The 12,031-nt window shown below is 39.8% G+C and carries 12 protein-coding genes, 1 tRNA gene and 2 pseudogenes; 3 read left to right on the top strand and 12 right to left on the bottom strand.

What is annotated here, in order from left to right; all coding sequences use genetic code 11:
- Positions 1–217: 217 nt before the first annotated feature.
- Positions 218–754, bottom strand: coding sequence for a hypothetical protein (locus tag MTN97_RS09175; protein WP_248474229.1), 537 nt, complete (start codon positions 752–754; stop codon positions 218–220).
- A gap of 194 nt (positions 755–948) precedes the next feature.
- On the opposite strand from MTN97_RS09175, the gene MTN97_RS09170 reads away from it, so the two are divergent.
- Positions 949–1,371, top strand: a complete 423-nt coding sequence (locus MTN97_RS09170; protein WP_248474228.1) for a terminase small subunit — start codon at positions 949–951, stop codon at positions 1,369–1,371.
- A gap of 194 nt (positions 1,372–1,565) precedes the next feature.
- On the opposite strand, the gene MTN97_RS09165 is transcribed toward MTN97_RS09170, so the two are convergent.
- From MTN97_RS09165 to MTN97_RS09155, 3 genes are all read right to left on the bottom strand, one after another.
- Positions 1,566–1,642 (bottom strand) — tRNA-Ile (locus MTN97_RS09165).
- Between the two features lie 278 nt (positions 1,643–1,920).
- On the bottom strand, positions 1,921–2,079 hold the full coding sequence (locus tag MTN97_RS09160; RefSeq protein WP_008466367.1) for a YqaE/Pmp3 family membrane protein: 159 nt from the start codon (positions 2,077–2,079) through the stop codon (positions 1,921–1,923).
- Positions 2,080–2,143: 64 nt separating this feature from the next.
- Entirely contained in the window at positions 2,144–2,713 is a 570-nt protein-coding gene (locus MTN97_RS09155) for a BON domain-containing protein (protein ID WP_036980268.1), read from the bottom strand.
- A gap of 313 nt (positions 2,714–3,026) precedes the next feature.
- Between MTN97_RS09155 and MTN97_RS09150 the strand changes: the two genes are divergently transcribed.
- Positions 3,027–3,698 carry a LiaF domain-containing protein gene (locus MTN97_RS09150; RefSeq protein ID WP_248474226.1) on the top strand — a complete coding sequence of 224 codons (672 nt, stop codon included), beginning with the start codon at positions 3,027–3,029 and terminating at the stop codon, positions 3,696–3,698.
- 46 nt (positions 3,699–3,744) lie between these two features.
- Here MTN97_RS09150 and MTN97_RS09145 read toward each other — a convergent pair.
- Positions 3,745–4,079, bottom strand: a pseudogene (locus MTN97_RS09145) (VOC family protein).
- A gap of 236 nt (positions 4,080–4,315) precedes the next feature.
- On the opposite strand from MTN97_RS09145, the gene suhB reads away from it, so the two are divergent.
- Positions 4,316–5,119 (top strand): inositol-1-monophosphatase, encoded by an 804-nt coding sequence (gene suhB, locus MTN97_RS09140; protein ID WP_069439886.1) that lies wholly within the window; start codon positions 4,316–4,318, stop codon positions 5,117–5,119.
- A gap of 14 nt (positions 5,120–5,133) precedes the next feature.
- On the opposite strand, the pseudogene MTN97_RS09135 reads toward suhB, so the two are convergent.
- The 7 genes and pseudogenes from MTN97_RS09135 to queA form a co-directional block, all read right to left on the bottom strand.
- Positions 5,134–5,768 (bottom strand): annotated as a pseudogene (locus MTN97_RS09135) (GGDEF domain-containing protein); the annotation flags it as partial.
- Positions 5,764–5,988, bottom strand: a complete 225-nt coding sequence (locus MTN97_RS09130; RefSeq protein ID WP_409418111.1) for a transposase domain-containing protein — start codon at positions 5,986–5,988, stop codon at positions 5,764–5,766. The pseudogene MTN97_RS09135 and the gene MTN97_RS09130, both read right to left, overlap by 5 nt.
- A gap of 162 nt (positions 5,989–6,150) precedes the next feature.
- Positions 6,151–7,098 carry a protein translocase subunit SecF gene (gene secF, locus MTN97_RS09125; RefSeq protein WP_013465987.1) on the bottom strand — a complete coding sequence of 316 codons (948 nt, stop codon included), beginning with the start codon at positions 7,096–7,098 and terminating at the stop codon, positions 6,151–6,153.
- 9 nt (positions 7,099–7,107) lie between these two features.
- The gene (secD, locus tag MTN97_RS09120) at positions 7,108–8,967 is read right to left on the bottom strand and encodes a protein translocase subunit SecD (RefSeq protein WP_248474223.1); all 1,860 of its coding nucleotides are present in this window, start codon (positions 8,965–8,967) and stop codon (positions 7,108–7,110) included.
- 19 nt (positions 8,968–8,986) lie between these two features.
- Positions 8,987–9,322, bottom strand: coding sequence for a preprotein translocase subunit YajC (yajC, locus tag MTN97_RS09115; protein WP_010391747.1), 336 nt, complete (start codon positions 9,320–9,322; stop codon positions 8,987–8,989).
- Between the two features lie 26 nt (positions 9,323–9,348).
- Positions 9,349–10,476: a tRNA guanosine(34) transglycosylase Tgt gene (tgt, locus tag MTN97_RS09110; protein ID WP_036980274.1), complete on the bottom strand. Its 1,128-nt coding sequence runs from the start codon at positions 10,474–10,476 to the stop codon at positions 9,349–9,351.
- A 139-nt stretch (positions 10,477–10,615) separates the two neighbouring features.
- Positions 10,616–11,647, bottom strand: a complete 1,032-nt coding sequence (queA, locus tag MTN97_RS09105) for a tRNA preQ1(34) S-adenosylmethionine ribosyltransferase-isomerase QueA (protein ID WP_008466350.1) — start codon at positions 11,645–11,647, stop codon at positions 10,616–10,618.
- Between the last annotated feature and the right edge of the window lie 384 nt (positions 11,648–12,031).

Genomic DNA, 12,031 nt, shown 5'->3' with positions numbered 1-12,031 from the left:
ATCTGAGATACTGAAAATCAGCATGAATTAGCCATTCTTTTGTGTATCTATTTAAAATTAAATGCTCTACAAGCCCCGTATTTGCTAAGTTTCTTAAACTTTTTAAACTTCTTTAACTTAGGTAACTTTTGATATTTTTTAAACTTTTTACTTTTTTTACAGGGTGCAAAGTTAAAACAGCAAGATTGGCTAATACACTTAATCTCATATCGCAAATTTACTTCAGTGATGTAATTACAGCTTTACAAGATTCGTTATCTATTATCGCTGAAGCGCTATTTACAGAAAAACCACCTAAGCCATTTTTTGCACGGTATTTCATGATCAAGTTGTGAGTGCCGTTATCGTTTACTGGTGAGATTTGCGTTTCGATATGCTCAAAACTTTTCGGGTCACGCATCTTCTCTTTTACTAGCTTTTTTACTCCAGCGTGAGAGCCATCGAAACTACTTAGGCAATGAAACCCTTTACGAGTATTTTCTAATTTTGCTTTCGCTTCTAATTCAGATTTTTTTATTCGAGCAGCTTCTTTCTCTTTAATGTCCGAAGTACGTCGTTCTTCTATCGCTTTTCTTTGTTCAGGTGTAAGGTTTGATTCGGTGTGTATTGCTCCAAAAATGGCAAGCACTATTAATACCAATACACCCCAAGTTACTATTGATGTTTTCTTTGGTGCTTTCGCACCGCAGCTTGGGCAATTTTTTGCTTTAGTACTAACTTTTTCGCCACATTCTTTGCATTTAATAAGTGCCATTTTACTTTTCCTTTTGATATTGCAAGCCCCTAAAAAGTAGCAACTAATAATATTCCGTTGATTCTTTTTTATCATGTAAACCCATAATCTAGCAATTGCGAAACTTTAAGGCAATACATAAAGAAATTTGAAAGCCACCCACCGTAAAAACGTTATAATATAACAACATTGATTGCATAAGCAGTGACTAAGCTATGACGACACACACCAACGAATTAACACTAAAACAAGATGCCTTTATAAAAGCGTATTTATTGAATGGTGGCAATGCGACACAGGCAGCCATTAAAGCGGGGTATAGTGAGAAAACAGCCTATTCTATCGGGCAGGAAAACCTGAGCAAACCTGTAATTCAAAATCACATAAAAGCCCACCAGCAACAAGCGCATATTGATTTTATATGGTCTAAAACTAAAAAGCTGGTGGCGCTACAAACCATCATCGACAAGGCTATGACTGATCATCAAGAAAAAGGAATGTTAAACGCTCAAGCAGCTATTGCCGCTATAAAAGCCCATAACGAGATGCAAGGTGATAACGCACCGATTGAGACTAACAACATATTAAAAGTATCTGCCACACTAGCAGAACGTTTAACGGCAGGGTCTAAACGGTGATATTGTCAAAACTTGATATTGGTGACCAAAAGTGAAGATACAATTATTTTAATCACTAATATAGTACTGCTTTTAACGGATGGTTTAAGCATGTTAGTTAAAGTTAGCATTTACTTAAATCCGATCCGTAGGACGTCCGCGAGGAAGATAATTATTTTTAGTTAGTGATTCATTACTTGGAAAGCGTGTAAAAGTGGTGGCCCCTCCCAGACTCGAACTGGGGACCTAACGATTATGAGTCGTGTGCTCTAACCAACTGAGCTAAGGGGCCATTTTTGTATAACTGTAAGCAGTTAATTTTTTGAAGCGTTTAGCCACAGAGCGACTAAAGCGGGTTGCAGTATAAAAAGTTTTTAGGGGCTTGTCACTAGCAAAAAGCTTTATTTTAACAATCAAAGGGCTAACTGCTCAAATAGTAAGCTTTTAGATTTATTGATGGTGACGTTGAGGAAACGAACTCATTAAATAATAGTAGTCTGAGTAACTAATACACATACCTTACGATGGCAATTAGCAACTCAGTATTAAATGTATTACTGCGATAGAGTGTTATTTTTTGGCGATAATATAAATCGCATGAATTAATCCAGGGAAATAGCCGAGTAAGGTTAGCAAAATATTTAACCAAAAATGCATCCCTAGTCCTACCTGTAAAAACACACCCAGTGGTGGTAATAAAATAGAAAAAATAATTCTAATGATATCCATAATTTAATCCTTATAATGTTAGCAAAACAAAAAGCCCAGCAGGGCTGGGCTTTAGTATAGTGTATTATTCTGCAATAACAGTTAATTCATCCACTACCTTGCGAACATCTTCAGCGTTTTTAGCAATTTCCATCGCTAATTGCTTTTCAGCATCAGACTCAACTGTACCTTTTAGAGTTACCACACCATTATCAGTATCAACATCAATGTCTGTACCACCTACTTCAGAATCAAATAAGTAACGTGTTGTAATCACTGTAGTGATTTTAGCATCGGTTAAATCACTTTCAGTGTCGTTACCCATCATTTTAGAGTCATGCTTCTTCATGTCGGTGTTTTTTACCACAGTTAGACTGTTTTCAACGTCAGTTACACCATCTAGGCTTAGCACGAGTTCTTCAGCAAGCTCTTTATCTAATTCGCTGTTTACTTTACCTGTTAGCATTACCTTGCCGTTTTTTACGTCCGTGTTGATATCAAAGTTATTTAGATTGGTGTTCATAAGCAATACTGTTTCTGCTTTCCCATCAATCCAAGCATCTTTGCTTTCGTTTTCCCAACTGCTTGCCTGAGCGCCCATTGCGGTTGTTCCTAATACTAGGGCTGCAATCATAGACTTATTAAATGTTTTCATAATCGTTCTCCTTTTGATTAAAGACACTTAAGCTAATGCGAGCATCGGGCCAACATTTTTTAACCTTTAATTTCAATAGGTTATTTTAAAATAGTAGATATTGGCTTAAACCTACTAAGTAAACATTTACAGACTATTGCGTAAAAGTTTCTCGAATAGCGAAACTTACTAAATAATTGTATATTTGGTTAATCTGTCGTTAATATAATAAAGAATCAAAAACCAAAAATCATAAACCACTGAATTTAAACAATTTAGTATTTGGTATAAGGCTTGCTTTGAAATAACCAGCAACCATAAAAGGATAATTTAAATGTCTGTTAAAATTGAAGACCGCCCTATTGAGCAAGTTCGTGAGCAAGTGATTGATCAGCTCATTTATAACTACAGCCATGGTGTTATTTCTGTAGAAGCATTTGAAAGGCGCTTAGACGACGCCATGGCAGCGAGTGACAATAAAGCACTTATGGATCTCGTTGAAGATTTAACCTTAAATACTGACCAGCAATATAAGGCGCAAAAGCACTCTCAATTTGCACCTAATTATAGCGCGCAGCATGAGACTGATGAAGAGCCACTTACATTAAGAAGCATTCTTGGTTCGAGTGAACGAAGCGGCCAATGGGTAGTTCCTCAAAACATTTACATAGAAAACTACATGGGGTCAGTCAATCTTGATTTTACGGATGCTATTTTTACCCACCAACATGTCACTATTCACGTTAATTGTTATTTTGGCAGCGAAGAAATATATGTACCTGAGCACGTTAATGTAGTTTCTAAAATGTTTTGTATTTTAGGCAGTTTTGAAAATAAAACAGTGTCACTAAATAAGCGCCAAGGGCCAACGATTCACATTGAAGGAAAAACTGTTTTAGGCTCTGTGGAAGTTAAAGTTAAAGTTAAACGCACTATTAAAGAAAAATTTATTAACTTTGCAAATGATCTAAAAACTCAACTTGGCATGAATGGTAAACATTATTAAATATGCTAAACATTGAATGAAGCCATAATAGTTGGCTTCATTCATATTATAAGTCGTTATTTCGTTCACTAGGTACATCACTCATGTACTCTACAAACTCAACCTCAAACCCTGCAGGGTCAATATAATAAAATTTTTTTCTAAATGGATTTACAGCACCTTCTTTACTTATTGCAAAGCCCGCATGTTTTAGGCGCGCTATTACTGCATTTAAGTTATTGGTTACATAGGCAAAGTGTGCCAAACCAACTTGATGTCCTGATAGGTCGCAGTTTCCCCTTCCCCCACACTTCTAATTGACCAATAGGGAAACGCTGCTTGGTAAAACTTAAGCATGGCGTTTATGTCACTAACAACTAAATTTACGTGTTCTAATTTCATAACTTTCTTCCTATTAATTGAATATAGAACATCATAAAACCTCAAGTTAACTTTAGGTAAAGCGCTAATTTACAAATTTATTGCCTGTTTTCGTTCCAATAAATATATTGAAAGATCATACCTGTACAAAAAACACTCACAAGTATTTAGGCTTTATGGTTTACTTTATGGCAAAAACCGCTAAAATACGCCGGCTTAAATATATAAACGTTCTTTTACAACCCAAAGGTAATACCATGCATCCAATGTTAAACATTGCGGTTCGCGCTGCGCGTAACGCAGGCAAGCTTATTCTTCGTGCAAGTGAAGACTTATCAAAAGTTGAAGTGCAACAAAAAGGCACTAATGATTTAGTTACGAACATTGATAAAGAAGCCGAAGCCGTAATTCGTGACACTATTTTACGTTCTTACCCTGATCACTGCATCGTTGGTGAAGAGTTAGGCGAACACAAAGGTAAGGATGCTGATTACCAATGGATTGTTGACCCACTTGATGGCACAACTAACTTCATCAAGGGTATCCCTCATTTCGCAGTATCTATTGCACTTAAAGTTAAAGGTCGTTTAGACCAAGCCGTAATTTACGATCCAATTCGAGGCGAACTTTTCACCGCTTCTCGTGGTCAAGGCGCACAGTTAAATAGCAAACGTTTACGTGTATCTAAAACGGTTGAACTTGCAGGTTCTATTCTTGCAACAGGTTTCCCTTTCAAACAAAAACACCACTTAGATGCCTATTCTGAAGCGTTTAAAGCATTATTCGTACATACCGCTGATATTCGTCGAGCAGGTTCTGCAGCACTTGATATGGCGTATGTTGCAGCGGGTCGTGTTGATGGTTTCTTTGAAATTGGTTTAAAACCGTGGGATACAGCAGCAGGCGAGCTATTAGTTAAAGAAGCTGGCGGCATGGTTGTTGATTTTGCTGGCGGTAATAACTACAACGTGAGCGGTAACGTTATTTGTGGTGCACCTAAGCTAACACAGGCAATTGTTCGCGAAATGCGCCCAGTATTATCTGAGTCGTTATTACGTTAATCGTAATACCGCACTTAAAAAAAGGAGCCTAGGCTCCTTTTTTGCTTTTTGTTAGCCACTTTTTTACTATTGGATAAACGCACAACAACGGGTGCTGGCCTTTTTCGATTACAAATAAATAAGTAGCTGTGACGATAACGTTTTGCTTTTTTTTAGCATCTGTGGCTAATGCCGCTACTTGATGGCTATTTTTACACTGCTGCAGATCCGGCTCAACTAAACCTATCGATAGTGTAAGTAAAAGTACAAACTGCTTTTCGCCCTCTTGATTAGTTGCCCAATCCCCTTTTTCAGCAATATGCTCTGGCGTAAAAAATACGCGTGACTGCAGTTTAAATTGCGTGATAATGGTATTACAAACCTCCACCGCATCTTTTTTTTCAAACACCACCATAAAGTCATCGCCACCAATATACCCGACAAAGTTAGCGCTGTGCGCACACGCTTTTACAGTCACATCGGCCAGAAGTTTTATCACGCTGTCCCCACTGGCGTAACCATACAAATCGTTAAATTGTTTAAAATGATTTAAATCGATATAGGCTAGTGAAAATGGCTGTTTATGTTGCAGACGCTGCTCTATTATTTCACTAATTGCCACATTACCCGGTAACATGGTTAGAGGGTTAGCATGTTGGGCGTGGCTAATAGGCTATTAAAGAGATGTCGAGTCTATTAGCGATATCCCAAACGGTTTCGTTTCGGAATAAACTCATTCCAATTACAGACCACATAATAGCTTCTAGCGGTAATCGCCTTTTACGCACAGTAGCAACACCTGCATGTTTAAATGCTTGTTCAAGAATATCAGGGTCAAGAACCTGTTTAAGTTTATCTAGTGTATGTACATCATTTAAAAATGAAGACATGTTATCGAAGTGCTGAATGAGAGACATAAAAAAATCCGATATTATTTCTAATATCGGATTTTGAAGCCATGGAAAGATCAGTCAAGTGATCATAAAAATATTCTTAACTGATCTGCATTACTCGCAAGGAGCGGTTTTTTAAAAAAGATAATTTAATCTCAATTAAGGCATTGAGTCTAAATCGGCACCTTCTTTTTCAATCACCTCTGGTATTAAATCTTCTTTACTTACGCCCATGGCAATAGCCACCGAGCTGGCAACGTAAACTGAAGAATAAGTACCAATAAATACACCAAATAATAGTGCGGTAGCAAAGCCATGAATAGTTTGGCCGCCCCATACAAAGAGTGCAATCAATACTAAAATAGTGGTAATTGATGTAACTAAAGTACGATTAAGTGTTTGCGTAAGTGACAGATCAATAATTTCAATGGTGTCGTCAATACGTACTTTACGGAAGTTTTCACGGATACGGTCTGATACAACAATGGTATCGTTTAGTGAGTAACCTATCACGGCGAGGATTGCAGCCAAAATAGTTAGGTCAAACTCTAAACCAAGCACCGAGAATAAACCAATCGTAATGATTACATCGTGTAATAGCGCCCCCACTGCACCCACAGCAAAGCGCCATTCAAAGCGAAATGCCACGTAAATTAAGATACATATAAGCGCAGTTAACATGGCAAGGCCACCCTGCTCTTTTAAGTCTTCACCTACACTTGGGCCTACAAACTCAATACGGCGCATTACTACGCTATCATCAGCTTGTTTAAGGGCAGCAATTACTTGGTTACCAATCACTTCTGCTTTTACATCATCACCGCGAGGGGCTAAACGGACCAGTATTTCTTGGCTTGAGCCAAAAAGCTGTACCGATGCATCAGCAAAGTCGTTTTCGGCCAGTACATTACGTACTTTTTTCAGATCGGCAGGTTGTGAAAAACCTACCTCAACTGCTGTACCGCCGGTAAAATCTAAACCGAAATTTAAGCCTTTAACAAAAAGTGACGCCAGCGACGCTATGATTAATAACGTAGAAAAGCCCATTGCCACTTTTCGAAGAGACATGAAACGAAGGGTTTTTCCGCCCAATCTTAAAATTTGCATGTCTGCTCCTTAAATTGAAAGTTTATCAACACGTTTACCACCAATAAATAGGTTGATCACCGCACGGGTACCTACAATTGCTGTAAACATAGAGGTTAAAATACCAATTGCTAGGGTTACCGCAAAGCCTGCAACAGGACCGGTACCAACAGCAAACAAGATAATCGCCGCAATTAATGTGGTGATATTGGCATCAAAAATAGTACTAAAGGCGCTATCGTAACCAAAATGAACCGCTTGTTGAGGGCTGCGGCCATCAGCAAGCTCTTCACGAATACGCTCAAATATAAGTACGTTCGCATCAACAGCCATACCAACGGTTAGTACAATACCTGCGATACCGGGCAGGGTAAGCGTTGCACCTGGAATTAACGACATTACACCAACAATAAGTACTAAGTTGGCAGCCAGTGCGATATTCGCAACAAGACCAAAACCTTTGTAGTAAATAAGCATAAAGGCCAGTACAAATGCAAAACCTAAGGCTACAGCGGTCATACCCGCTTCAATGTTTTCTTGACCTAGGCTTGGTCCAACCGTTCGTTCTTCTACTATTTGAATAGGCGCAACCAGTGCACCCGCGCGAAGTAGTAAACTTAAGTTATGTGCTTCAGCGGGGTTATCAATACCGGTAATACGGAATGAACGGTCAAGACGCGCTTGAATGGTTGCTACGTTAATCACTTCTTCCACTTTAATTGGTGGAAGTGCTTTACCTTCGCTATCTTTTTTACCCGATGGCTTGTACTCAATAAACACGGTAGCCATACGTTTACCAATAGCCCGTTTGGTGAAGGCATTCATTTTTGCCCCACCTTTACTATCGAGTTTAATGCTTACTTGTGGACGCTGATACTCATCTGCACCCGACTGCGCGCCAGTAATATGGCTGCCTTCAAGAATGATGCGTTTTTTTAGTACCACAGGATAACCATCACGGCTCATGATCATTTCAGTGCCCGGAGGGATACGACCTTGAGCAGCGGCGCTTATATCAGCATTTTCGTCAACTTCACGAAACTCAAGTGTGGCCGTTGCACCTAAAATTTCTTTAGCGCGAGCGGTATCTTGAATCCCTGGTAATTGCACAATAATGCGTTCAGCACCTTGGCGCTGTACGTTTGGCTCTGCAACCCCAATTTGGTTGATTCGGTTACGAATAATCGTTTCGTTTTGCTTGATAGCATAGTCACGAATTTCTTTTAGCTTTAGCTCACTCATAGTGACAAAGAATGCGTTATCGTTACTACTATCATCAATGTAAACGTTTAATGGGTAACGGCTTTCTAAAAAGCGCTCTGCAGCGTCTTTATCTTCTTCGTTACGCATTTCTACACGCATACGCTCAGAGCCAGCTACACGGCGCACACTACGATAACGTAGCTTTTCTTCGCGCAGGTCGCTACGAAAATCTTGCTCCATTTGCTCAAGCTGATTATCAACCGCAGTGACCATGTCGATTTCCATGGTGAAATGCACACCACCACTTAAATCTAGGCCCAACTTCATAGGGTTACCGCCAAGCGACTTTAACCAAGCCGGTTGTGCAGGAGCCATATTAATCGCTGAGATATAATCACTACTAAGCGAGTTACGCAATAAGTCTTGCGCTTTTAGTTGATCTTCAACATTTTTAAAACGAACAAGAATTTGCCCATCTTCAAGCTTTGTCGATTTAGCGCTTACGTTATCTTTTTTGAGGATTGCGTTTACTTTGTCTACAACACTGAGGTCAACATCGGTGCCTTTAGCGCCAGAAACCTGTATGGCCGGATCGCGGCCATACAGGTTTGGTGAAGCATATAAAAGGCCAATGGCTAACACAGCTAAAACAAGTAAATACTTCCAAATTGGAAACTTGTTTAACACGGGGTCGTCCTTATTATTTTTATAGCGACTTCATTGTGCCTTTAGGCAATACAGCAGATACTGCTGATTTTTGTACTGTTACTTCTGCTTGCTCATTTAATGAGATCACGATGAAGTCTTTATCTTCAGCAATTTTTACGATTTTACCTACTAAACCACCTTGGGTTAGCACTTCATCGCCTTTTGCCATCGCGCTCATTAAGCTTTTATGCTCTTTTACGCGCTTTGCTTGCGGGCGGTAAATTAAAAAGTAAAAAACCAAACCAAAAATCGCTAACATAATTAGCATTTCCATACCGCCGCCTGCTGCAGGTGCGCCAGCGCTGGCATGTGCGTTTGAAATAAATAAACTCATAATACTTCCTCTTTAATTTTTAAATTTTAATTTGTTGTATCAGCTAGCTCTGGCACTTCTTGGCCTCGGCGAGCGTAAAAATCGTGTACAAATGCCTCTAGTTGACCTTCGCTAATAGCATTACGCAAACCTTCCATAACACGTTGATAGTATCGTAAGTTATGGATAGTGTTTAGTCGTGCGCCAAGAATTTCGTTACATTTGTCTAAATGATGCAAATAAGCACGCGAATAATTCTTACAGGTATGGCAATCACACTCTGGATCAAGTGGGCCAGTATCTGTTTTATGCACTGCGTTACGGATTTTTATGATGCCAGTAGTAATAAATAAGTGACCGTTACGTGCATTGCGCGTTGGCATTACACAGTCAAACATATCTATACCACGGCGAACCGATTCAACTAGGTCTTCTGGCTTGCCAACACCCATTAGGTAACGCGGTTTGTTTTCTGGCATTTTATAAGCACAATGATCAAGAATATTAATCATTTCATGTTTAGGCTCACCCACCGATAAACCACCGAGTGCATAACCATCAAAACCAATTTCTTCAAGGCCCGCTTGTGACTGTGCACGAAGCTCAGGATACATACCGCCTTGAATAATACCAAACAATGCTGATGGGTTGTCGCCATGCCCTTCTTTTGAACGCTTAGCCCAACGAAGAGAAAGCTCCATAGAGTCTTTGGCTTCTTTTTCGGTGGCAGGATATGGCGTACATTCGTCAAATATCATCACGATATCTGAGCCAAGATCACGCTGCACTTCCATTGACTTTTCTGGCGACATCATAATTTGGTCACCATTTACAGGCGATTGGAACATCACGCCTTCTTCAGTGATTTTACGCATTGCACCAAGGCTAAATACTTGGAAACCGCCTGAGTCAGTTAAAATTGGGAAGTCCCAATTCATAAAGTCGTGTAAATCACCATGCTGTTTAATGATTTCAGTACCAGGGCGCAACATTAAGTGAAATGTATTGCCCAAACAAATTTGTGCACCGGTTGCTTTTACTTCATCAGGTGTCATACCCTTAACCGTGCCGTAAGTACCTACAGGCATAAACGCTGGTGTTTCTATTACACCTCGATCAAAAATCAAGCGGCCGCGGCGCGCTTTGCCATCAGTGCAGTCTAATTCAAATTTCATAATATCCTCTGTGTCGGAAAAACAGTCCAACAAGCTATAATTTAACCGCTCGATTCTACCCTTTTTACCACCCTATTACTATTAGCAGTGAGAAATTCACTATGCTTATGAGTAAAATAAAAACCGATAACGCTGAGAATTATTTACGGGTCAAAAACATCGCATCGCCATAGCTAAAAAAGCGATACTGTTGTTCAATCGCCGTATTGTAAGCGCCCATAATGTTGTCTTGCCCTGCAAAGGCACTAACTAACATGATCAGAGTTGATTCGGGTAAATGGAAGTTAGTTACCATGGCATCAACAACGTTAAATTGATAACCCGGAAAAATAAAGATATCGGTATCGCCAAAGTAAGTATCTAGCTTGCCGCCATGTATTTTTGCGGCTGACTCTAGTGATCGTACTGAAGTTGTACCTACTGCAATCACACGCCCGCCTTTGGCTTTAGTACTGGCAACCGCATCAACCACATCTTGTGGCACTTCAATATATTCAGAGTGCATGATGTGCTCATCAACACTTTCTACCCTAACTGGCTGGAATGTACCTGCGCCAACATGCAAGGTAACAAACGCCATTTGTACGCCTTTGTCTTTAAGCGCAGTCATAAGTTTATCGTCAAAATGAAGACCTGCCGTAGGTGCAGCAACAGCGCCTGGCTTTTCGCCATATACCGTTTGGTAACGCTCACGGTCGGCTTCGTTATCTGGGCGGTCAATATAAGGAGGAAGCGGCATGTGGCCCACATCATTTAAAATATCGAGCACATTTTCACTGCGGTCAAACTCAAGCTCAAATAAGGTATCATGGCGTGCCACCATAATAGCTTTTGCTTTTCCCTCTAAAATGAGGACATTACCTGGCTTTGGAGATTTACTCGCACGAATATGCGCAAGAACGCGGTGTTCATCTAATACACGCTCTACCAGCACCTCAACTTTACCGCCTGATTCTTTTTGACCAAACATACGTGCAGGTATTACTTTGGTGTTGTTAAAAACCAGTAAATCGTTTTCGTTAACCAGTTCAAGAATGTCACTAAATATTTTATGCTCAACAGCACCGCTCGGCCCATCTAAGCTCAATAAACGGCTACTGGTTCTGTCTGCTTTAGGAAAACGAGCAATTAATTCATCAGGTAAGTCAAAGCTAAAATCAGCTACGCGCATTGTTAGAATTCCACATCATTTAAAATCGCGCCAAGTGTATACCCAAATCACCTCAAAATGCGAGTGTCGTCGGAATTAAAAGCGATTTAGGCAAGGCATTGATTGCAAATAATAGTGGTTCTATTATTAATATCAATAACGCAGTATAAATCGCTTTTAAGCCAACCCGTGGGCGTTTCACAGGGGCATACTCTCATCGTTGCTACTTCTTGAAAGGGACTACCATGACTGCAAAGTATCGCCTTGATATTAAGCCCCTGTGAAGCGCTGAATTCTGCATTATGAGGTGGTTTGGGTATATTTAGACCACCTCAAAATGCGAGTGTCGTCGGAATTAAAAGCGATTTAGGCAAGGCATTGATTGCAAATAATAGTGGTTCTATT

This window comes from Pseudoalteromonas sp. 2CM36K (assembly GCF_023161865.1).
GTDB classification, from domain to species: domain Bacteria; phylum Pseudomonadota; class Gammaproteobacteria; order Enterobacterales; family Alteromonadaceae; genus Pseudoalteromonas; species Pseudoalteromonas tetraodonis.
Note: the sequence above shows the minus strand (reverse complement) of the source record. Positions and strands in the feature narration are given on the sequence as shown.

Excerpts from the sequence above, each read along its gene's own strand:
- MTN97_RS09175 (WP_248474229.1), bottom strand. The coding sequence starts at position 754 with ATGGCACTTATTAAATGCAAAGAATGTGGCGAAAAAGTTAGTACTAAA.
- MTN97_RS09170 (WP_248474228.1), top strand. The coding sequence starts at position 949 with ATGACGACACACACCAACGAATTAACACTAAAACAAGATGCCTTTATA.
- MTN97_RS09160 (WP_008466367.1), bottom strand. The coding sequence starts at position 2,079 with ATGGATATCATTAGAATTATTTTTTCTATTTTATTACCACCACTGGGT.
- MTN97_RS09155 (WP_036980268.1), bottom strand. The coding sequence starts at position 2,713 with ATGAAAACATTTAATAAGTCTATGATTGCAGCCCTAGTATTAGGAACA.
- MTN97_RS09150 (WP_248474226.1), top strand. The coding sequence starts at position 3,027 with ATGTCTGTTAAAATTGAAGACCGCCCTATTGAGCAAGTTCGTGAGCAA.
- suhB (WP_069439886.1), top strand. The coding sequence starts at position 4,316 with ATGCATCCAATGTTAAACATTGCGGTTCGCGCTGCGCGTAACGCAGGC.
- MTN97_RS09130 (WP_409418111.1), bottom strand. The coding sequence starts at position 5,988 with ATGTCTTCATTTTTAAATGATGTACATACACTAGATAAACTTAAACAG.
- secF (WP_013465987.1), bottom strand. The coding sequence starts at position 7,098 with ATGCAAATTTTAAGATTGGGCGGAAAAACCCTTCGTTTCATGTCTCTT.
- yajC (WP_010391747.1), bottom strand. The coding sequence starts at position 9,322 with ATGAGTTTATTTATTTCAAACGCACATGCCAGCGCTGGCGCACCTGCA.
- tgt (WP_036980274.1), bottom strand. The coding sequence starts at position 10,476 with ATGAAATTTGAATTAGACTGCACTGATGGCAAAGCGCGCCGCGGCCGC.
- queA (WP_008466350.1), bottom strand. The coding sequence starts at position 11,647 with ATGCGCGTAGCTGATTTTAGCTTTGACTTACCTGATGAATTAATTGCT.